The sequence below is a fragment of the Profundicola chukchiensis genome, assembly GCF_029664245.1.
In the GTDB taxonomy this organism is placed as follows: domain Bacteria; phylum Bacteroidota; class Bacteroidia; order Flavobacteriales; family Weeksellaceae; genus Profundicola; species Profundicola chukchiensis.
The window spans coordinates 171,300-193,197 of record NZ_JANAIE010000002.1 but is presented as its reverse complement, the minus strand read 5'-3'; the positions used below and the strand labels follow the sequence as shown (position 1 = coordinate 193,197).

At 34.8% G+C, this 21,898-nt stretch carries 16 protein-coding genes; 8 read left to right on the top strand and 8 right to left on the bottom strand.

The features are described from left to right. Nucleotides 1–4: 4 nt before the first annotated feature. The 8 genes from NLM59_RS03125 to cysN all read left to right on the top strand — a co-directional run bounded on the left by NLM59_RS03125 (nucleotide 5) and on the right by cysN (nucleotide 10,485). Nucleotides 5–619, top strand: coding sequence for a TetR/AcrR family transcriptional regulator (locus tag NLM59_RS03125; protein WP_304416286.1), 615 nt, complete (start codon nucleotides 5–7; stop codon nucleotides 617–619). Beyond that, nucleotides 609–1,910 (top strand): TolC family protein, encoded by a 1,302-nt coding sequence (locus NLM59_RS03120; protein ID WP_304416285.1) that lies wholly within the window; start codon nucleotides 609–611, stop codon nucleotides 1,908–1,910. The genes NLM59_RS03125 and NLM59_RS03120 overlap by 11 nt, the downstream gene beginning before the upstream one ends. 28 nt (nucleotides 1,911–1,938) lie before the next feature. After that, nucleotides 1,939–3,171: an efflux RND transporter periplasmic adaptor subunit gene (locus NLM59_RS03115; RefSeq protein ID WP_304416284.1), complete on the top strand. Its 1,233-nt coding sequence runs from the start codon at nucleotides 1,939–1,941 to the stop codon at nucleotides 3,169–3,171. Nucleotides 3,172–3,180: 9 nt separating this feature from the next. Beyond that, on the top strand, nucleotides 3,181–6,723 hold the full coding sequence (locus tag NLM59_RS03110) for an efflux RND transporter permease subunit (protein WP_304416283.1): 3,543 nt from the start codon (nucleotides 3,181–3,183) through the stop codon (nucleotides 6,721–6,723). Between the two features lie 168 nt (nucleotides 6,724–6,891). After that, nucleotides 6,892–7,698, top strand: coding sequence for a 3'(2'),5'-bisphosphate nucleotidase CysQ (gene cysQ / locus NLM59_RS03105; RefSeq protein ID WP_304416282.1), 807 nt, complete (start codon nucleotides 6,892–6,894; stop codon nucleotides 7,696–7,698). Nucleotides 7,699–7,702: 4 nt separating this feature from the next. Beyond that, nucleotides 7,703–8,302, top strand: coding sequence for an adenylyl-sulfate kinase (cysC, locus tag NLM59_RS03100; RefSeq protein ID WP_304416281.1), 600 nt, complete (start codon nucleotides 7,703–7,705; stop codon nucleotides 8,300–8,302). Between the two features lie 3 nt (nucleotides 8,303–8,305). After that, nucleotides 8,306–9,208 (top strand): sulfate adenylyltransferase subunit CysD, encoded by a 903-nt coding sequence (cysD, locus tag NLM59_RS03095; RefSeq protein WP_304416280.1) that lies wholly within the window; start codon nucleotides 8,306–8,308, stop codon nucleotides 9,206–9,208. 17 nt (nucleotides 9,209–9,225) lie between these two features. Beyond that, nucleotides 9,226–10,485 carry a sulfate adenylyltransferase subunit CysN gene (gene cysN, locus NLM59_RS03090; protein WP_304416279.1) on the top strand — a complete coding sequence of 420 codons (1,260 nt, stop codon included), beginning with the start codon at nucleotides 9,226–9,228 and terminating at the stop codon, nucleotides 10,483–10,485. Between the two features lie 77 nt (nucleotides 10,486–10,562). On the opposite strand, the gene NLM59_RS03085 is transcribed toward cysN, so the two are convergent. The 8 genes from NLM59_RS03085 to NLM59_RS03050 form a co-directional block, all read right to left on the bottom strand. After that, nucleotides 10,563–11,729 (bottom strand): nucleotide sugar dehydrogenase, encoded by a 1,167-nt coding sequence (locus NLM59_RS03085; protein ID WP_304416278.1) that lies wholly within the window; start codon nucleotides 11,727–11,729, stop codon nucleotides 10,563–10,565. A gap of 1,179 nt (nucleotides 11,730–12,908) precedes the next feature. Further along, the gene (locus NLM59_RS03080) at nucleotides 12,909–14,042 is read right to left on the bottom strand and encodes a T9SS type A sorting domain-containing protein (protein WP_304416277.1); all 1,134 of its coding nucleotides are present in this window, start codon (nucleotides 14,040–14,042) and stop codon (nucleotides 12,909–12,911) included. 171 nt (nucleotides 14,043–14,213) lie between these two features. Beyond that, nucleotides 14,214–15,368, bottom strand: a complete 1,155-nt coding sequence (locus NLM59_RS03075) for a T9SS type A sorting domain-containing protein (protein ID WP_304416276.1) — start codon at nucleotides 15,366–15,368, stop codon at nucleotides 14,214–14,216. Between the two features lie 126 nt (nucleotides 15,369–15,494). Continuing rightward, complete coding sequence (locus NLM59_RS03070) at nucleotides 15,495–16,655, bottom strand: glycosyltransferase family 4 protein (RefSeq protein WP_304416275.1); 1,161 nt, start codon at nucleotides 16,653–16,655, stop codon at nucleotides 15,495–15,497. Next, complete coding sequence (locus NLM59_RS03065) at nucleotides 16,642–17,754, bottom strand: hypothetical protein (protein WP_304416274.1); 1,113 nt, start codon at nucleotides 17,752–17,754, stop codon at nucleotides 16,642–16,644. Before NLM59_RS03065 ends, NLM59_RS03070 begins: the two co-directional genes overlap by 14 nt. Before the next feature lie 33 nt (nucleotides 17,755–17,787). Further along, entirely contained in the window at nucleotides 17,788–19,014 is a 1,227-nt protein-coding gene (locus tag NLM59_RS03060) for a hypothetical protein (RefSeq protein WP_304416273.1), read from the bottom strand. A 23-nt stretch (nucleotides 19,015–19,037) separates the two neighbouring features. Then, a complete protein-coding gene (locus NLM59_RS03055; protein ID WP_304416272.1) occupies nucleotides 19,038–20,276 on the bottom strand; it encodes a glycosyltransferase family 4 protein in 1,239 nt (412 codons plus the stop codon). After that, entirely contained in the window at nucleotides 20,273–21,406 is a 1,134-nt protein-coding gene (locus NLM59_RS03050; protein ID WP_304416271.1) for an SDR family NAD(P)-dependent oxidoreductase, read from the bottom strand. The genes NLM59_RS03055 and NLM59_RS03050 overlap by 4 nt, the downstream gene beginning before the upstream one ends. Between the last annotated feature and the right edge of the window lie 492 nt (nucleotides 21,407–21,898).

Below are 21,898 nucleotides of genomic sequence, written 5' to 3'. Positions count from 1 at the left end.
TAGAATGACCAAAGAATTAATCGTTCAACATGCTGCAAAAACCTTTTTGTCTAATGGCTATAAAACTGTAACCATGGACGATGTGGCATCTGACCTTGGTGTTTCAAAAAAAACCTTGTACGAGATTTTTGGGAACAAAGAAGGCTTGATACGTTTAAGCATAGAATTTCAATTTCAGGAATTACGTACAGTTTTCGAAGAGGCTTTCAATCTAAATTTAGATGCAATCTCTGAAATGCATTTTATTATGGATAAAATCCGTACGATGATTGGAACGCCTCAACATAAAAACGCCGTGTATCAGCTACAGAAGTATTATGCAAAAATATATCGCAAAGTCTATGTAGAACAGGTTGTATTTATTCAAAATGCATTAGAAGCCAATATAGAGAAAGGTCAAGAAAATGGTTTATACAGAAAAGATGTAAAGGCATCAGATTTGGCCGAAATCTTGATTCAAGTTCAGAGCTTTTTAAGAAGTAACGAGAAAAGTATCAACGATACCGAGAAGATGGAATATTTATCAAATGTACATTTTAACTTAATGTTGATAGGCATGGTAACACCAGCAGGTCTAGAAAAATTAACCCAACTAGAAACAAAAACCAATGAAAAATAGATTACTCATCATGCTCTCCATGTTGGGAGTATTTAGTTTTGCGCAAGAGGAAATGAGATTTTCTCTAGAAGAAGCAATTCAACACACCCTTACAAACAATTATGATATTGTAAAGGCAGATTTAGAAATCAAAAAGGCCGAAAGAAGAGTTTGGGAAACGACTGCAACAGGTCTACCGCATATTGATGGTGCAGTGGATTATCAGAATAATATCCAAATGCAGAAAATCTTCTTGATGGATACCGTTTTTCAAGCAGGACAAAAACAGAATTTCTCGCCTTCTATACAGATTAATCAATTGATTTTTAGTGGATCTTATATCGTAGGATTGCAATCGGCGAAGGCTTATAAAGAAATTTCAGGGTTAGCTAAGGAGAAAACCAAAGCTCAGTTGACAGAAGCAGTAATTAACGCTTATGCTGCAGTTGCGATTGCAGATGAGAACCTAGCCATTCTTGAGAAGAACGTAGCTTCTTCTGAGAAAAACCTAAATGATATTAAAGAAATTTATAAAGCTGGTTTTACTGAAGAACAAAACGTAGATCAGATTAATTATACTTTAAAACAATTAATGACATCTAAGAATTATGCACAGCGTCAGCGCCAGAGTGCTTTGAATTCTTTAAAGTTCATCATGGGAGTTGATCAAGATGCGCGTTTGGTTTTAACCAATAATCTAGATGATTTAATGATGGATCATTTGGCTTTATTGCGAGATGATTTAAAAGCTGAAATTGACAAGCATATTGACTATCAAATTGCTAATCACCAAGTTAAAACTAGTGAATTGCAAGTTAAATATCAGAAAACTATGGCTTTACCAAGTTTAAGTACATATTTGAGTCATAGCGAAAACTGGTCTACCAATGAGGCAGCTTTGTTTAAGGATTTCGGGAATCATTTTGCATCCACCATATGGGGAATCAAATTAAATGTTCCGATTTTTAGTTCCTTCGAAAGAAGAGCCAAAACACAACAAGCCCAAATCGACCTAGAAATGGCTGAAGTGGATCGTAAGAAAACAGAACAAAAGTTAATTCAAGATGTTAGAAATGCTGAAGTAGCTTATGATAACGCTATTGAATCTTACTATACCTCAAAGGATTTAGTGGATTTATCGAGCAAAATCTTAGAGAAAGAACAAATTAAATTCAATGAAGGAATTTCTTCTAGTATGGATTTAACCAACGCAGAAGAGCAATTATACAGAGCTCAAAATCAATATATCCAAGCGGCTTTTGATGTAATGCAGTCTAAAACAGCTTTATACCAAGCATTAGGTCAATATTAAAATTAGAATAACAAGCAGATCAATTAAAATGAAAAAAATATTATTTATACTCACCGGTGCTATCTTGTTCTCTTGCCAAAGCAAGCAAGAACAGTCTTTTGAAGATATCATTGAAAATGGAGATTTAGCACAAGTTAAAACCAAAAGAGATCAGTTAAGAGCCCAAGCCGATAGTTTACAAAGCATGGTGGGCTTATTAAATGAAAGAGTGGCGGAGTTAGATCCTAAAGCAGCTAAATTGGTGAAGGATATAGTTTCTAAAGATACTTTATATCATCATTTCATCAAGATACAAGCGAATATAGAAACAGAACAAGACGTTCAAGTAACGCCAGAATATGGTGGAGTGATTCGTTTGATGGTAAAAGAAGGAAGCTTTGTTAGAAAAGGTCAGTTGATTGGAACGATTTCAGATGGCGGATTGAGTGATCAATTAAATCAAGCTAAAATTCAAGTAGATCAAGCGAGAGCTCAATTACAGCAAGCGGAGATTCAGAGAGATTTAGCGAAAACTACTTTCGAAAGACAACAAAGTTTGTGGAATCAGAAAATTGGTTCAGAAATGCAGTTTTTACAAGCTAAAACCAATTACGAAACCTCTCAAAAACAAGTTTTAGCAGCTAAGCAACAAGTATCAGCGGCTCAAAAAGGAGTTTCTGGAACTCAAGCTCAATTAGCTAAAACCCGTTTGGTTGCTCCATTTAGCGGTAGAGTAGAACAAGTTATTACCCAAAGTGGACAGGCTGTTTCGCCAGGTACGCCAGTAATTAGATTGGTGAACCCAAGTACAGTAAAAGCGGTAGCGAATGTTCCAGAGAATTATTTGGCTCAAATCCAAAAAGGAACTTTAGCTAAAATTGCCTTACCAGCCTTAGAGCGAACTTTTGATTCTCAAGTGAGTCTAATCAGTTCATCGATTAATCCAGGAAATAGAACCTTCAGAGTAGAAGTTCCAATTCCAGATAAAGATGGTTTGGTGAAGCCTAACCTTAATGCTGAGCTTCAATTAAATGATTATACCTCAGAAAACGCGATTGTTTTACCACAAAGCGTTGTGAGAGAAGATAGCGAAGGTAAGTTTGTGTTTGTCATTGAGCAGATTCAAGGGAAAGAAGGTATCGCCAAAAAAGTTTATGTTGAAATCGGTCCAGAATCTAACGGACAAGTTGAGGTATTAAACGGAATTAAAGCAGGACAAATCATCATCACCGAAGGACCAGGCAAGTTGCAAGAAGGTGATAGAGTTCTTAGGTCTAAATAATAAATAGCTATGTCAGATATTAAAAATAATAAGCCCATAGAGCAAGAAGGAGACAAAAGTTTCTCGATTTCTACATGGGCCATCCAAAACAAAATTACCGTCTATGTAATCATGGCGATAATTTTGGTAGGAGGAATCATGGCGTTTACTAGTATGCCTCGGGAATCTTTCCCAGAGGTGATTGATAATAAGGTGTATATTTCATCGGTTTATCCTGGTAACTCGGCAGAAGATGTAGAGAAATTCATTACCGAACCTATCGAGAAAGAGATTCGAGGGGTGTCGGGGATTAAGGATGTGGTTTCTACTTCCTTTAATGATTATGCCATGACTATCGTTGAGTTTCATGATGATGTTCCATTAGAAACGGCTAAAATCGATATTAAAGATAAAGTTGATCAAGTAAAGGCCAACGCCGATTTCCCGACATTAGATACGGGAGCTAAAGTTGAGCCGAATGTTTTTGACTTAAATATTGCAGAGGAATTTCCTATTGCGAATATTAATATTACAGGTAAATACTCGCTTCAACAGTTAAAAGACTATGCCGAGCGTTTACAAGATGATTTCGAAAATCTACAAGCCATTAAAGAAGCTCCGATTCGTGGGGTGAATGATAAAGAGGTGGAAGTAGCGCTGGATGTTTATAAAATGGGTGCATCACAAGTTAGTTTTAACGATGTAGCTCAATCTATTTCAGGTGATAACAAAACCATTTCAGGTGGTAACATCATTAACGAACAACAACGTCTGAATATTCGTGTGGTAGGAGAGATTTCTTCACCAGATGATTTGTTAGGTATTTCGGTAAAAGAAAAAGATGGTGTGGTTTATCTAAGAGATATTGCTGAAGTTATTTTCAGGGAGCAAGATAAAACTACCTATGCGAGAGAGTCTCTAGAGCCGGTAATCATGATGGATATCAAAAAGCGAAGTGGTGAAAACATGATTGAAGCCATTGCGCAAATTGAAGGATTAATTGATGCGGCTAAATTGGAATATCTACCTACAGATGTGGAAATCACGATTACCAACAACCAAGCTCCAAAAACTGAAAACCAAGTAAATGACTTGATTAATAATATTTTATTTGGGGTAATTCTGGTAGTTGGAGTTTTAATGTTCTTCTTAGGACTTAGAAACGCCAGCTTCGTAGGAATGGCGATTCCATTGTCGATGTTAATGTCTTTAATGATATTAAACTTCATGGGCGTAACCTTGAACACCATGGTTTTGTTTGGTCTTGTGATGGGACTAGGAATGCTGGTGGATAATGGAATTGTGGTCGTCGAGAACGTATATTCCTTAATGAATCAGGGATATACTCGAAAACAAGCAGCGATACAAGGTGTTGGTGAAATTGCTTGGCCTATTATTGCATCAACAGCTACCACTTTAGCGGCATTCTTCCCATTGGCTTTATGGCCAGGAATGATGGGTAAATTTATGATGGTTTTCCCGATGACGCTATCTGTTGTATTAGGATCATCCTTATTTGTGGCATTAATTATTAACTCTATGTTGACCTCTGAGTTTATGCACACAGAGGCGGAGGACAAGAAAGAACCGAATAAGAAAAAACTAATTAGAAACTCACTTATTTTATTAATCGTTGGAGCTATATTGGTAGTTGCTGGTTATATTTTTGAGATAGGAGTTTTAAGAGTTTTAGGAAACCTAGGTATTTTCTTCGGAATTATGGCTTGGGTGTATGAGTTGTTTCTTTACCCTTGGAGCATTTGGTTGCAAGATAAAGGTTTACCATTCTTAGAAGAAAAATACAAAGACTTCTTGACTTGGTCTCTACACGGAAAACGTCCAGTTTTTATGATGCTTGGGATGGTGGTTTTATTTGTTTTAAGTATCGCTCTTTTGATGTTAGTTCAACCAAAAGTATTGTTCTTCCCAGAAAATGAACCTAACCAAATTATTGTCTACATCGAATATCCTGAAGGAACCGATATTGAAAAGACCAACGAAATTACGAAGCAAGTAGAATCTGAAGTTATCGAGGTTTTAGATAATTATATCGTTGAAAAAGACGGAGAGCCTTACAATTACATGGCTGAGGCTATTGTTGCCCAAGTTGGAGAAGGAGCAGGAAACCCTCAAACCGATGCGGGTTCGGCGGCTGAGATTCCACACAAAGGTAAGGTGACAGTTTCCTTGCGAGAGTTTAAATATAGACGTGGTAAGAAGAGTTCTGAAGTTTTAGAAGAAGTTAGAAAGAATGTGAAGGGAATTGCTGGAGCTTCTATTACCGTAGAAAAAGACGATGTTGGACCACCTGCGGGATATCCAATTAACATTGAAATCAAAGGACAGGATTATAACGCTATGATGGATGAAGCAGAAAAGATGCAAGCGTTCATAGATGAAGCAGGAATCCAAGGAATTGAAGAGCTTAAAATCGATGTGAGTCGTGATATACCAGAGCTGAGAATTAACGTAAATCGTGAACTAGCTGGTTCTATGGGAATCACTAACGAAATGGTAGGAGGAACTCTTCGTCAGTCTATTTATGGTTATGAGGTTTCAAGATACCGTCCAGAAGGTGACGACGATGATTATCCAATCAATATTCGATTAAACGAGGCTCAAAGATTTGATGAAAATATCGTATTCAATCAGCCGATTACCTTCACTAATCCTTCAACAGGACAGATTTTGCAGATTCCAATTTCTTCGATTACGTCAAAGGAAATGGGTAAACAATTCTCTAAGATTAAACGTAGAGGTTATGAGAGAACCATTGTTTTATATTCTAACGTAATTGGAGATTTTAATCCAACTGAAACGGTAAATAATATTAAGTCGACTTTAAGTAATGCGAATTACAAATTACCTAAAGACATGAGCTATGAATTTACGGGTGAGCAAGAGCAACAAGAAGAGAATATGTCCTTTTTATTAAGCGCCTTACTAATGGCATTAGCAGGAATTATCTTAATTATTGTAGCACAATTTAACTCAGTTTCGAAACCTGTGATTATTATGCTTTCGGTCTTATTAAGTTTTATTGGCGTATTCTTAGGTTTAATTGTTATGGGCGATGATTTCGTAATTATGATGACGATGATGGGAATTATTTCCTTGGCCGGAATTGTGGTAAACAACGCGATTGTATTGATTGATTATACACAGCTTTTAATCGATCGTAAAAAGCGTAGATTGGCGATTCCAGAAGATGTAATGTTGCCTTTAGAAGATATGAAAGATTCCGTAATCAACGGGGGTAAATCTAGATTAAGACCGGTATTGTTGACCGCTATCACAACTGTTTTAGGATTAGTTCCTTTAGCAACAGGATTAAATATCGACTTCCAAGGTTTATTGATGGATTACAATCCAGATATTTATATCGGAGGGGATAACGTGATGTTCTGGGGACCTTTAGCGAAAACAGTAATTTATGGATTAATTTTCGCGACTTTCTTAACCTTGGTGATCGTTCCAATTCTTCAATATTTAGTCAATGGATTGAAGTTTAGAGCGAGATATGGTAAGACTGGAGAGAAATATCCTATTGCTGAATCCGAAATAAAAAACTAATCATTAGTTATAAATAAATATTTTAACTGCCTTAAGAAGTAAGCTTTTTAAGGCAGTTTTTTTATGCTTCAAAAACTTAAACTTCAGGAATTTAAACTTATCTATTTTTAATCCCCACTAAATTGGTGGGGATTAAGATTTATGCTATTTTTGTTTAAAATTATAAACTTGAAAGACACGACTTCACTCTTAAGATTAGCCCAAGAAGCTGCCATAGAAGCAGGTCGGGAAATCTTGAAAATATACGACACGGATTTTGAGGTGGATTATAAAGAAGATCAATCACCCTTGACGCAAGCTGATCAAAAGTCGAATCAAGTGATTATGTCTTATTTAAATACATTAGACATTCCCATTATTAGTGAAGAAAACCAACAACTTCCTTATGCAGAACGAAAAGACTGGAAGCAATTTTGGTTGGTAGATCCTCTTGATGGTACGAAAGAGTTCATTAAGAAAAATGGAGAGTTTACGGTAAATATTGCCTTAATTTCGGATGGAATCCCTGTCTTAGGTGTTATTTATGTTCCTGTGAAGAAGGAATTGTTTTTTGGAAGTGAGGAAGCTGCGTTTAAAATGCTGAACGTAGAAAGCAAAGCAGATTTAGATAAAGTTGATAAAATCCAACTTCAAGCGAAACAACCTACTTCAGAAGTTGTTGTTGTAGCAAGTCGTTCTCATTTAACTCTAGAAACAGAAGCATTTATAGATAAAATTAAAAATACAGAAGGTGTATCTTCAATCGAAACCATTTCTGCTGGAAGCTCGTTAAAGATATGTATGGTAGCTGAAGCTAAAGCTGATGTTTATCCGAGATATGCGCCAACCATGGAATGGGATGTAGCTGCAGGACACGCTATTTGCCATGCGGCTGGGGTTAAAGTTTTACAAGCTGGAACAGATCAAGAATTAATCTACAACAAGGAAAATTTACTTAATCCTTGGTTTGTAGTGGGAAATCGATTTTTTAACTAAGCTTATGTCAGAGAATATTCACCGACAAGATTATAAGGTCAATCGTTCTAATCGTGAACATTTGCATAAGCATCAAGCTAAAGTTATTTGGTTAAGTGGTTTGTCTGGTTCCGGGAAATCAACTTTGGCGAATAGTTTCGAAGTTGAACTTCATCAAAAGGGCTTTAAAACCTATGTTTTGGATGGAGATAATATTCGCTTAGGATTAAATCAAGATTTAAAGTTTTCGGATGAGGATCGTAAAGAGAACTTAAGGCGAATTTCTGAGGTGGCTAAGTTGTTTGTGGATGCCGGGATAGTTGTCATTGCCGCATTTATCACACCTTTTGAAGCCGACAGAATTAAAATTAAAGAAATTATTGGTGCTGATAACTTTTTGCATGTCTTTGTGGACAGTCCTTTAGAGGTTTGTGAGTCGAGAGATGTGAAGGGATTATATGCCAAGGCACGAGCAGGAGAGATTCAGCAATTTACAGGAATTGATTCTCCTTTTGAAGTGCCAGAGCAAAATGATTTAGTGCTTAAAACCGGAGAAGAAACTCAAGAAGAAAGTTTGGCTAAATTGTTAAAACTAGCCTTAGAAAATATTGAACATCAACTATAATATATGTCAAAAGTATTATCCTATTTAAAAGAACTTGAAGCGGAATCTATTTATGTGATTCGTGAGGTTTATGCTCAATTCGACAATCCGGTGATTTTATTTTCAGGTGGTAAGGATTCAATTGTGTTGACACATTTAGCGCGTAAGGCTTTTTCTCCTGCTAAAATTCCATTTCCTTTAATGCACATAGATACAGGACATAACTTCCCTGAAGCGATTGAATTTAGAGATAAGTTGATTGATAAAATAGGAGCGAGGCTCATCGTTGGTTCTGTTCAAAAGTCCATTGATGATGGTAGAGTGGCAGAAGAAACCGGGATTAACGCTAGCAGAAACATTCTTCAAACCACTACGCTGTTAGATGCCATAGAAGAACATCAGATTGATGCATGTATGGGTGGAGCAAGACGCGACGAAGAAAAGTCGAGGGCAAAAGAAAGATTTTTCTCTCATCGTGATGATTTTGGACAATGGGATCCAAAAAATCAAAGGCCAGAATTATGGAATATCTTCAACGGTAGAAAAAACATGGGAGAGCATTTTAGAGTATTTCCGATTTCTAACTGGACCGAAATGGACATTTGGAATTATATCCTAGAAGAAGACATTGAGCTTCCACCATTATACTTTGCAAAAGAAAGACAAGTAGTTTGGAGAAATGACTCTTGGATTCCAGCATCAGAGTTTTTGACCTTAAGAGAAGGAGAAGAATATGTGACCAAGAAAGTTAGGTTTAGAACTTTAGGTGACATCACCATTACAGGTGGAATTGAATCAGACGCCGATACTTTAGAAAAAGTTGTGGCTGAGGTTTCAACTTTGAGAACGACAGAAAGAGGCAACAGAGCCGATGATAAGAGAAGCGATACAGCCATGGAGGATCGTAAGAAAGAAGGTTATTTTTAATCCATAAACGCATCAAAATGAATAACAACGAACGTGAATTATTGAGATTTACCACCGCCGGAAGTGTAGATGATGGGAAAAGTACCTTAATCGGAAGGCTTTTATATGACTCAAAGTCGATTTTTCAAGATCAAATGAGCGCCATTGAGAAATCATCTCAAAGTAAAGGATTAAATCATATAGATTTATCGATGCTAACCGATGGACTGCGTGATGAAAGAGAACAAGGTATCACCATTGATGTTGCTTACAGATATTTCTCAACACCGAAAAGGAAGTTCATTATAGCAGACTCACCTGGACATATTCAGTACACAAGAAACATGGTAACGGGAGCATCATCAGCTAATCTAGCCCTAATCTTGGTAGATGTTCGTATAGGCGTTATCGAACAAACCAAGCGACATTCTTTCATTGCTTCGCTATTACAAATTCCACACATTATTGTTTGCATCAATAAAATGGATTTGGTGGATTACAGTGAGGAAGAATACAATAAGGTGGTTAAGGAATATGAGGCATTTGCTTATAAAATGACGACCAAAGATGTTCGTTTTATTCCGATTTCTGCTTTGCACGGAGATAATGTGGTAGAGAAAAGTGAAAATATGCCGTGGTACGATGGACGAAGTTTGTTGAGTACCTTAGAAACCATTCACATTGCGAGCGATGAGAATTATATTGATATGAGATTTCCGGTGCAAACAGTGATACGTCCGCATTCTGATGAGTTTCATGATTTTAGAGGTTATGCAGGTCGTGTGGCAAGCGGAACAATTCGCGTAGGAGATGTGGTGAATATTTTACCCTCTGGATTTGAAAGCACGGTAAAATCGATTCATACATTTGATGGAGATTTAGAAGAAGCATATCCACCAATGTCGGTAACGGTGACCTTAGAAGACGATATAGATGTGAGTAGGGGTGATATGTTGGTGAAGAAAAATAACCAGCCTCAAGCTACTCAAGATTTAGACATTATGCTTTGTTGGTTGAACACCAAACCTTCAAATCCAAGAGCTAAATACTATTTGAGACATACTTCGAATGAAGTAAAAGCGATGATTAAGGAAATAGTCTATAAAATCGATGTCAATACGTTGAGTCGATCAGAAGATGTAAGTCAGTTGGGTGTGAACGATATCGCTCGTGTTCGCCTAAGAGCTACCAAACCTATCTTTGCCGACGAATATAGAGACAATAGAATCACCGGTTCGCTTATTCTAATCGATGAAACGACGAATGAAACCGTAGCTGCTGGGATGATTAATTTTTAGTGGTTGTTGAGATGGAGAATGTAGTGTTAAGGCTCTACCTATTTTCTTTCTTGGTTTATGTGATAAACTTTTTGGTGTTAATCATTCCCGAATAAATCCCTTGTGTAAACTTTATCCATAACATCAGATAAATCTTCAGAATAACGATTCATGACGATGACATCAGCCTCTTGCTTGAATTGGTTTAAATCGCGTAAGACTCGAGATCCATAAAAAGTCTCTTCTTCCAACACCGGTTCATAGACGATTACCTCAATTCCTTTTGCCTTAATGCGTTTCATAACACCTTGTATCGCCGAAGCTCTGAAGTTATCAGAACCAGTTTTCATAATCAAGCGATAAATACCAACAATCTTTGGTTTTTTAGCTAAAATAGAATCCGCTATAAAGTCTTTACGTGTTCTATTCGCGTCAACAATCGCTCGTATTAAATTATTAGGTACGGTCTCATAATTTGCCAAAAGTTGTTTAGTATCTTTAGGTAAACAATAACCTCCATAACCAAAAGATGGATTATTATAATGCGTTCCAATTCGAGGATCTAAACCAACGCCTTCAATAATTTGTTTGCTATTCAATCCATGAATCTGAGCATAACTATCCAATTCATTAAAATAGGCTACACGCATGGCTAAGTAAGTGTTAGAGAATAACTTAATAGCTTCTGCTTCCGTAGGTTCTGTATAGAGTACGTCGATGTCTTTTTTTATTGCACCTTCCTGTAAAAGTTCCGCAAACTTCTCAGCTCTATCGCTTTTTTCGCCTACAATAATTCTGGACGGGTAAAGATTATCGTATAAAGCTTTACCTTCTCTTAGGAACTCTGGAGAGAATATGATGTTATCAAAATTTAATCTCTCCTTAAGATCTTTTGTAAATCCAACAGGAACTGTAGATTTAATAATAACCACTGCTTCAGGATTAATTTTAATGATATCCTGCATTACTTTTTCAACGCTACTCGTATCAAAGTAATTGGTTTTGGTATCGTAATCCGTAGGGGTGGCAATAATTACAAAATCAGCATTTTGATAAGCCTCTTTAGGATCTAAACTAGCTCTAAAGTTTAGTTTCTTTTCTGTTAGAAATCTAATAATTTCTGAATCTTCAATAGGAGATTGCTTTTGATTGAGCATGTCCACTTTTTCTTGAACAATATCTAAAGCGACCACTTCATTATGTTGCGCCAATAATATGGCATTGGAGAGTCCAACATACCCCGTTCCTACGACAGCTATTTTCATGCTTCAAAATTAATCATAATTATAGAAATATGCTATTTTGGTGTAGAGTTTAGAGTGGAGGGTGTAGAGTGTAGAGTGTAGAGTGTAGGTAAGGTGGTAGACGGTATTTGGTAGTTAGTACTTCGTTTAGGGTGGAGGGTGTAGGGAGGATGGTCGTTAGTAGTTGGTTTTTAGTATTTGGTTTAGGGTGTAGAGTGTAGAGTTTTTCTATGATATGGAAAAGGATTTTGCCTAAGAAATATTTGTATCGAAATGTCGCCTGGAAGGGGGCTAATGTTTTTATAAGTTTTATTTTTAAAGCAAGGTATATGTCATGCTGAACTTGATTCAGCATCTACGATGTTTTCTGTCACATGGAGGAGGGTTTCTCCTGAGATAAAAATGTTTCAAAATGTCGACAGAATTGGGATTGTCGCACTTCGCTCCTCTCTTGTCCAAGGCTTCGATACAATTTTGTTTCACAAAATTACTCAGCCTGACAAGAGGATTTAGGTGGTTAACCTTTAAACTAATTAAGCAATTTTAAACTACTTTAAGCCACCTGTGTCGAAGACTCTGAATCAAGTTCAGAGTGACGCTACGGGTTTAGATTTATTCTGTTATGTAGATGTATGTCATTCCGGACTTGATCCGGAATCTAGTCTTGTTATACGTAGAATGTATTTGTTCTTTAATTTAAAGTTTAGAAGCTAAGTAGCTGCTCCTCTTTTAAGGGGAGCTGTCCGTAGGACTGAGGGGTTAATTTATTTTAAAGTGTAGTGTGTAAAATTTAGTTCTTTTCTGTCACCTTGAGTGTTTTTCTCCTGAGATAAAAATGTATCGAAATGTCGACAGAAAAGGGGTTTGACGCACTTCGCTCTCCTCTTGTCCAAGACTTCGATCCAATTTTATTTCACAAAATTACTCAGCCTGACAAGAGACATTCACGTTAAGCGAACTTTAAACTAATTAAACTATTTTTAAACAACATTTAAACCACCTTTATCAGAGACTCTGAATCGAGTTCAGAGTGACAGCTTGCGTTTGTATACCAGAGAGGAACTTAAACACCTTTAAAACAATTAAACAATTTTAAACTACTTTTAAACCACTTGAACAACAATTAAACTACTTTAATTACCGCCAACAAAAAAAGCCACCTCGCAAGAGGTGGCTTTATATTTAGATAAGAATTAATCCTTATTTCTTCATCAATTTAGATGTAGTAACATTTCCTTGTGCGTCTGTAGCATGAATTATATATTGACCAGGAGTTAATTTTTCAATATTAAGTTCATTACTTGTAACAAAGCTACTTATTTCTAGCTTTCCGTTCATATTAAAGATTTCCACTTTAGAAACTTTAATTCCATCAAATCTAATCAACTGTGAAGCGGGATTTGGTGAGATTACTAATTCCTTTAGTCCAGCATTATAGGTTGGTAAATAGAATGGTCCCGTCCAATTAGAGAAAGTTCCATCGCCACAATCAGTTCTAAGCCATACATCATAATCATAAGCTGGCACTAGATGATGTTGTGTATGAGGTATGCTCATGTTATTCATGCCATACAGAGGTCTCGCTCTTAATGGTCTTCCTGGACGATTAGCTGAGCCTTGATAAGTGAAAAACTCCTCAGGTCCTTCCAATGTTGCTGTTGTTGGGCTTGTTCTAGTTAATAATACATTAGTTGGTTCAGTACATTCAGGTGTGAAAGCAGGAATATTGTACGGTCCTTCCCAGTCTGATACTTGACTAGGGTTACATTGTTTTCGAACCCATACATCATAAGATTTAGAAGATTCTAATCCACCTTCCGAATGATTAGTATTAAAGTCCTGAACTGTAGGAATTGACCAAATATCAGTAGGTCCAGCTTCTCCAGCTTCAACTATCCAAGCATCGTGTATTCCTGGATCTGTTGTTATACTTGCTGTGTTAGCATCAATTCTTGAAACTGAAACTCCAGTTGGGTTGTTACATTCTTCATAGGTGGCAATTAAGTGCGGACCCGACCAATTTGATTTAGAGTCTTCACATATTGTTCTGATGTAAAGATCATAACCATATTGCGATAATAAAGCAAGAGAGCTTAAGGGCATTGTTATGTTCCTATAACCAGCTCTTCCAGGTGTAGTATTTCTTGGAGCTGGATAACCGGTGGGTTTCACATACAAATCATAATTTGTTCCACCAAAAGCGGTCATGGCTGCATGGTTGTCACTAAATCGTTGGATTTGTACATCGGTAGGGGTTGAACAAGTAGCTTGCGTTTCCTGTGCTGTTAGGCCAATAAATAGCATAGACAGCATAATGAATAGATAATTTTTCATAATGAGTAAATTTGTTAGTTAATGTTTTCATATCAAATATAGTAAATAAATAATATTAAACAAAATTATTTATCATTTTGATATTGGCTCGGTAGTGGAATTAAGTATTTAATATTTGTGTAAAAAAAAACCACCTCTATTGAGGTGGTTTAAATATAATAAGTGAAATTATTATTTCTTCATTAATTTGGTTGTAGTAACCTTACCATTTGCATCTGTAACTTGCATGATATATTGGCCATTTTTCAAATTTGATAGGTTAACTTCGTTATTCATCACTTTAGATGATAATTCTAAATTACCTGTCATACCGAAAACTTGTACGTTAACTGCATCTACATTTTGAATTTTAACTAAACCATTTGTAGGGTTTGGTGAAATTTTTGCGTTTGAAGCATACATTGGTAAACTTAAAGGACCAGTCCATTCAGAAAACTCTCCATTTCCACAATTGGTTCTAATCCAAATGTCATAAGCGATATTATGTGTACTTAAACGATTAAAAGTGTAAGGCATAGTAACATTAGTTAATGTTTGAGCTAATTCCATTCCATTTCCTTGTTTATTAGCTTTTACTTCATAAGTGAAATCTGAACTTGCACCATCAATAGTTGCACTCTTAACACCAGTTCTAGTTAAAACGATGTCTGAAGCGTTAGGAGCAGTACAAACAACTGGGTCAATAACTTCACCAAATTTAGGTAAGTAAAGAGGTCCTACCCACTCTGAAAAAGTACCATCACCACAATCCTTTCTGATCCAAATGTCGTAAGCAATAGCAGCATTCAATCCACTTTGAGAATGTGGCATACTTACGTTAGTAATTGTTTGAGCTAATTCCATTCCATTCCCATGTTTATTAGCTTTAACTTCATATGTAAAGTTAGCATCAGCACCATCAAAAGAAGCAGATGTTGCGCTTGTTCTTGTCAAAACAATATCTGCAGCATTTGGAGCAGTACATACTGGTTCAACTACTTCACCATATTTAGGTAAATATAATGGCCCAACCCACTCAGAGAAAGTACCATCACCACAATCCGTTCTCATCCAAATGTCATAAGCGATGCTTGAATTTAAACCACCTTGAGTATGTGGCATAGATATGTTGTTAATCGTTCTAGCTCGATCAAAACCGTTTCCATGTTGATTTGCCTTAATTTGGTAAGTTAAATTAGCATCAGCACCCGAGATTACAGCAACTTTTGGAGCTGTTCTTGTTAAAGTAATGCTTGATGCATCAGGAGCAGTACAAGTTAATGTTTCAGCTTGCATTGCAGTGTTAGCGAAGAAAAATGCTAACAGAAAAAATAAATAATTCTTCATAGTTATAATGTTTTTAGTTATTGTGCAAATATATGTAATTTTTTAATATCTAACTAAAATATTCTTAATACGGTCTTAAATTCTTTTATGATTAAATCTGAATTAAATTTAATTTTGGTAAACATATTAGAAGTGACCATTTAAATATTTTTTATAAAACGTGCTAATACTATGCCAAATATAATCACGTTCATATCTTTCTATAATATTGCTTCTAGTTTGTGATTTCAAATTATGATATAATGTATGATCCTTCAAGAGATTAAGCATTGCTTGTTCTAGGCGTATTTTATCTTTTACTGGAATGATTAATCCATTTTCGTGATGATGTATTATTTCATTACATCCATTAATATTAGAAACAATGGCAGGGAGCCCCATAGCCCCTGCTTGCATAACTACGTTAGGAAACCCCTCTCTATAACTTGGAAATGTGAGTGCATCGCTAATAGCTAAATATGGACGAACATCTTTTTGCCAACCTGTCAGTATAATATGAGGACTATTTTCAATTTCTGAAATGATCTCTTGAGGAAGCGGGTCTAATTCATGCTCAAAAGTTCCAACTAATAAAAGTTTTATATTTTCTGCATTTATTGCCTTAAATGCATTAACCAATTCCACAATTCCTTTGTCCTTAACAACTCTACCAACGAATACAAATACAAAATCTTGCTTTCGAATATTTAAAGACTCTCTAAGTTTATGTTTTGTTTCATCGTTAAATAAATTAGGATCGAAATAAGAGGTATCGATGCCGTTAGAACTTCCTTTTCCAATTACATGTAACTTTTCATTTTTAGTAAACCCCTCTTTTAATATAATTTCTTTTAATCCTTCTGAATTGGGTAAAACTTTAGTGGCTGCCCAATAAGTAATTTTCTCAACTGTATTTAATAATTTTCTTTTTAGTCCCGTAGCTTCCATTAAGGGAAGACCAGCAACGGTATGAAGACGAATAGGAACTCCAGCCATTTTAGCAGCTAACATACTTATAGTACCAGCTTTTGGTGTGTGTGAGTGGATGATTTGTGGTTTCTCTTTTTTTAGGAAACGATACATTTCCCATAAAGATTTGAAGTCCTGGATAGGAGTAATTGCTCTAGTCAGCGGGATAGGATGAAATGCTACTCCTTCTCGTTCTGCAATTTGCTTTAAGTAGTTATTCTCAGGAGAAGATACCGCGATTACTTCGTAGGTTTCTGACATGAATTTGAGTTGTCCCTCTAGTAATTTGTCTAATGATATGGGTACTGTGGTAACTCGAATTAATTTAGGTTTTGCCATGTTTTTTTTGATTAAAATAAAGGCCTATCCAATATATACAAAGCATAAGCATAAAAGGTAAACTTTGATTTTTCATTCGCGCAATTAAACCAAAATTAGAATAGGCTAAGCTAAATACCCCAGCCAAAGTTATGAAAAAGATAATAATGCTTATATCTAATTTACTTAAGGCATATTTTCGCTTTCGTATAAGTTGAAAAATAGAATATAATCCAATAGTAAAAATGAATAAACTAAAAAGATTTTCAATCCCAGAAATCCAACCCCATAGATTGTTAATTTCAAAAGGCAAAGGTCTAAAGTAAAAGGTGAAAACTTTATAAAAAATATTATATTCCTCGAGAGGAACGTAGGTATCCGTAGTTTTTAAAACTTCATGATGTTTTTGAAATAAGAATTGCAGGTTATCTAGAGAGAAATTTTCTAACCAATGCGATTTTAGCAAAAAGTATAAACTAGCTCCACTGAAGGTTATAAACATCAAAAAATAGCTTATAGATATCTTTTTGTTTTTAATTAGAAATGAAAGGATAACAGAAAATGCTAAGATTATACCTACATGAGGACGAACAAGAGCTAATAAAATGAACCCAATTAAAATGGGAGTTGTTTTAACTTTTGTAGTTATTAAACTATAGAATACCAGGCTTATGCCCAAAAAACATATAGGCTCTTTACCTATCATACTTGTCCAAAAATGTATACTTGGCAAAAGTAGAAGTGGAATGTAAATCCATTTATATTGAATTGAAGAATTTAGCTTAAGTGTTGTTTTATATAAAATCCATATACCTAAAAGACCTACGCAACTGTATATTAAAAAACCAAACCAAAAGGGTAAATTAAGATTATTTGTAAAGATATAATTTATATAATAAAGTAGATCTTCTCTTAAAGGAATTGGGGTTGAATTGATGAAATCTTCTTTGGATTTAGTTATAAACCAATAGTTTTTAGCATCGCCCGAATATAGATTAATAAACTTATATGCGAAATAGGTTATTAAGAAATGAGAAATTGAAACTATATAAAATACAGGATTTGCCCTTTTTAAGACATGATTAGATGGGTTGAAATAGTTTTTTTTGTGAGAAAACATAATATAAAAAGTTCTAACCTAACTCAATAATATTTAAAGCTTCTTATTAACTGAGCTTTTAAAACCAGTTGAATTGGTAACTTGAGATTTTAACCACCATTCATATTTCCTAAATTTCGGGGTATTATATAAACCAGCGACTGCAAAAATTATAAATCCTGGAAGGAACATATTTCTTTCTCGAATAATAATACCCAAGTTACTCATGGAAGGAGCGAAGGCTAAGGCACCAATAATCCAAAAGAGGAAACCTCCTAAGATAAAGTAATTACTATGTTTAAACACCTTGATGGGTTGATTTCTAAAAAAATTTACAGAAAGTATAATCCAAATTAAACTTTCTACAGAAGCAAGTAGAGCTAATACGTTATGGGCATCAAAAAATAGGGGACGATATAGAAAAGTTAATACCTGTAGAGGATAGGGTAATGCACCAAGATCAACTCCAGAACCAGCTTTTGATAATGCCCTAGCTTTACTTGAGCTAAATTCATCGAACGCCTCAACATTTGCGGCGTCTATATTAGCAAATTCCAACACAGAATTTAAAAGAGGTAAAAATAATACAAAACCTATGGCAACTATAAATACTTTTTGAAACAAAAGCAATTTGCTTTTAAGTAAATAGGCCCCGGCTAGTCCGGAGAATAAAAATAATAGAATATGAGGTCTAATGAAGTATAAAAGTAATACAGGTATTACGACATAGTAAATCTTTTTTTTAATATCAAGAAGAGCATAGATGCATAAACATATCACAAAAAATGAAAGAGTATCTTTCCCAACTCCAGCAGACCAGAAATGAAAGTTAGGCATAAAAAATAAAGTCGGAAAAATAGAAAAGTTGAGTATTTTTATCTTCTTTAAATCATGTAATAATGGAAAAAACTTTTTTAGGGTTAGTAAGATATAGAGCATACCCCAATAACCAAAAACACCATATAGTATACAACCCGTAAAGAAATCTAAATTAAGTAGATTAGATGGGATGTAATTAATTAGCCACATTGTACTTGTGGGACGAGGGTTATTAATATATGAATTGGCGAAGAAGGAAAAGTCAACATTTTTTACGCCATTCCAATATAAAAATGAATCCCCTCCATTAAGTCTTAAATAAATGTAAAATATAAATGACATAATCATATGATAGAAGAACAATTGATCTAATAAAATATGATCTTTTGCAGTAAATATTTTATACCTACTCTTTAAGCCAAAGCCAAAAATTAATATGATGGGAACAAAGATGTAATCCATTTAAATTGGTTTAAAGAGAAGAGTTAAAATTCATCCCTCCAGGTAGCATAAGTTAAACTTGACAGTACCTCTTGGCGATTATTTTTATATTTTTCCTTTAACTGTTGATTATGGATCAACGCATTTTCGAGTTCGTTGGCTAAATCGGCAATATTAGAGGGTTCGAAGGTCAAAGATAGCTTTTTAGCTGGATTTAATTCCATAACACTTTTAAAACTACCATTGATTACTGGTTTATTTGATAATAAGGAATCTAAATATTTCACATGAATTATCAATTGAGAAAATACATTGTCTTTATCAGGACAAACAATAACATCAGCTAATTCTTGATAGGATGCCAAATGATCGTACGGCGTACGACCAGTAAATATAACCTTATTCTTTAAGTTATGTTGACTTACATAGGCTTGGCAATTATTGAATTCATAACCATCACCCACCAACAATAATATAGCATTTTCATGTTTTGCTGATATCTTATGGAACGCTTGAATTAAATCAAGAACTCCTCCCGTTAGTTTAAAGGCCCCAGCAAAAAGAATTACTTTGTTGTCGGGCTGTATATGATATTGATGTTTGAAACTCTCTACTAATTCTGTATTAATCTCTCTTTCACTAGCTTCTATAGGTAATAAATAAGGTAAAATTACCAGTTTTTGATTTCTCAGTTGAGGATAAAGCTCAACATAGTAATCAAACATGGCATTACTCGCATAGATATTATATTCTGCTTCTTTTAACACTTTTTCATCTAGTTTTTTAGCAGAAAGATATTTGGCATTTAGAATGGCTTTATCTTTTAATGAAGTCTTGTTCTTTCTCTGAAAGTCAAATTCAAGGGTAGCCACTCCATGTAAATCGTTGATATAGCTATTAATTACCTTGTTTTTCTTAAGCCAATATCCTATACTATTATCTAAATACTCAAAGAAATAAACTTTCTCTAAGCTCGAGTTTTTGAAAACCTCTTTGAGGTGGTTTAATAAGTCTTTAAAAAACCAATTAACCACGAATAGGGGAAGAGCAGAAAGTAAAAATTGAAATTTTCTTTTTTCTTCTGGTGTAATGATATAGTTTATTGGGATATGCCTAATGTTCGAATGAAATTTAGAATGATCCTTTGCATTGGAAATTAAAGTAACGGGGTGTCCCTTTCCAGCTAAAGAATTTAACATTCCATACATTCTAATGGTTCCTCCACCTTCTTTTTCGAAGGTATTTAAGGCAAAAAATGTATAAGGTTTTAATTCTTTTTTCATTTATATAAACCTTTAGCCTTCATTTCCTCTATAGATTTCTGGTAATTATCTTCCTCAACTTTCTGTGTTTTAACCCAGTTACCAAACTTTTGTACCCCTTCGCTAAAGGTTACTTGAGGAATAAAGTTGAAGTCATTTTTAGCCGCGTCTAAAGAAGCAACATTATGTCTGATGTCTCCTAATCTATAATTACCAGTCACCTTAATGTCAACGGGAGCTCCATAGATATCATTTAAGGCATTAGCCACCTCTAATACATTCGTACCAATGCCTGTTCCGATGTTATAACTTTTATTGGCCGAAGAAGTTGATTCCATAGCCATAATGGTAGCGTTTACTACATCATCAATAAATACAAAGTCTCTACTTTCTTTACCATCCTCAAAAATATTAATGGAGTTCCCATTCAAAATTTGAGTGGAAAAAATCGAAAGAATCCCTGTGTAAGGATTTTTAAGTGATTGCCCTGGTCCGTAAACATTTTGATATCTTAAAGCGACTGAGTTAATTCCAATAGAACCACAAACATTTAATACGGTTTGTTCTTGGAACTGTTTAGTGATACCATAAACGGAAGATGGATGAATTTTAGAATCTTCTGTAGTCGGAACTAAATCTAAATCTTTATTACAAACAGGACACTTGGGTTCAAACTCACCTTGAGCCATATCAGCATCCTTTCTTTCATTAGGATACACCGTTCCGTGTTCTTTACAATGATATTTTCCCTCTCCGTAAATTGCTCTCGATGAGGCAACAACCACTTTATCTATTTCGTGTTCTGTATTTACTAATAAATCTAAAAAGATACCAGTTCCATTACAATTCACATCAATGTATTTTTGAACGTCATACATAGACTGACCTGTACCAGTTTCAGCAGCCAAATGAATTACTTTATGCTGACCCTTTAAGGCTTTTTCCCAATCTTCTCTATTTCTAACATCACCTTGAATGAAAGTAACCTTGTCTTTAATGGAGTTATATAAACTAGAGTTTTGATCTTCACCATGGATTTGTGGAGAAAGATTGTCTAAAACTGTAATTTCATATCCCTTATCGATTAATCTTAATGCTAAATTAGAGCCGATAAAGCCTGCGCCGCCTGTAATTAAAACTTTGTTTTTCATTGATTAGTATGTTTAATTCGCAAAGATAAGATTTATCAGCACTTTCTTATGAAAAATGTGATAGTGCTTTATCTCCTATTACAAACCTATTAAAACTGTTCCACTTCTGAATGAAAGTTAGAGCTCGATTGTTGGAGGTAGTAGATTAATTTTCAAATAAAAATGCCTCTTTTAATCTACTTAAGTAATCCTAATTGCCTCCAGCCCCATTACAAGCGTTGGTGGGGACACTAAATAATAAGTATTCCTCTAGTTTTATTGGAGTAATACTCTGCATACTTAGTGTTGGTGTTTTTTAACACAAAAGCTATATGTGTTAAGTTTAAGTATTAAAGAGCTTTTTTATATTTATCCCTTAAAATATTTAGGTTTTCTTTAATTTGGCATAACAGTTTCAAAATCCTTTATATAATGTGCTATCTTATGACTAGAAGTAAATAAAGTGTAGAGACTACCTATACTAACCATTGGTTTTCTTTGAATAGTTTGAGA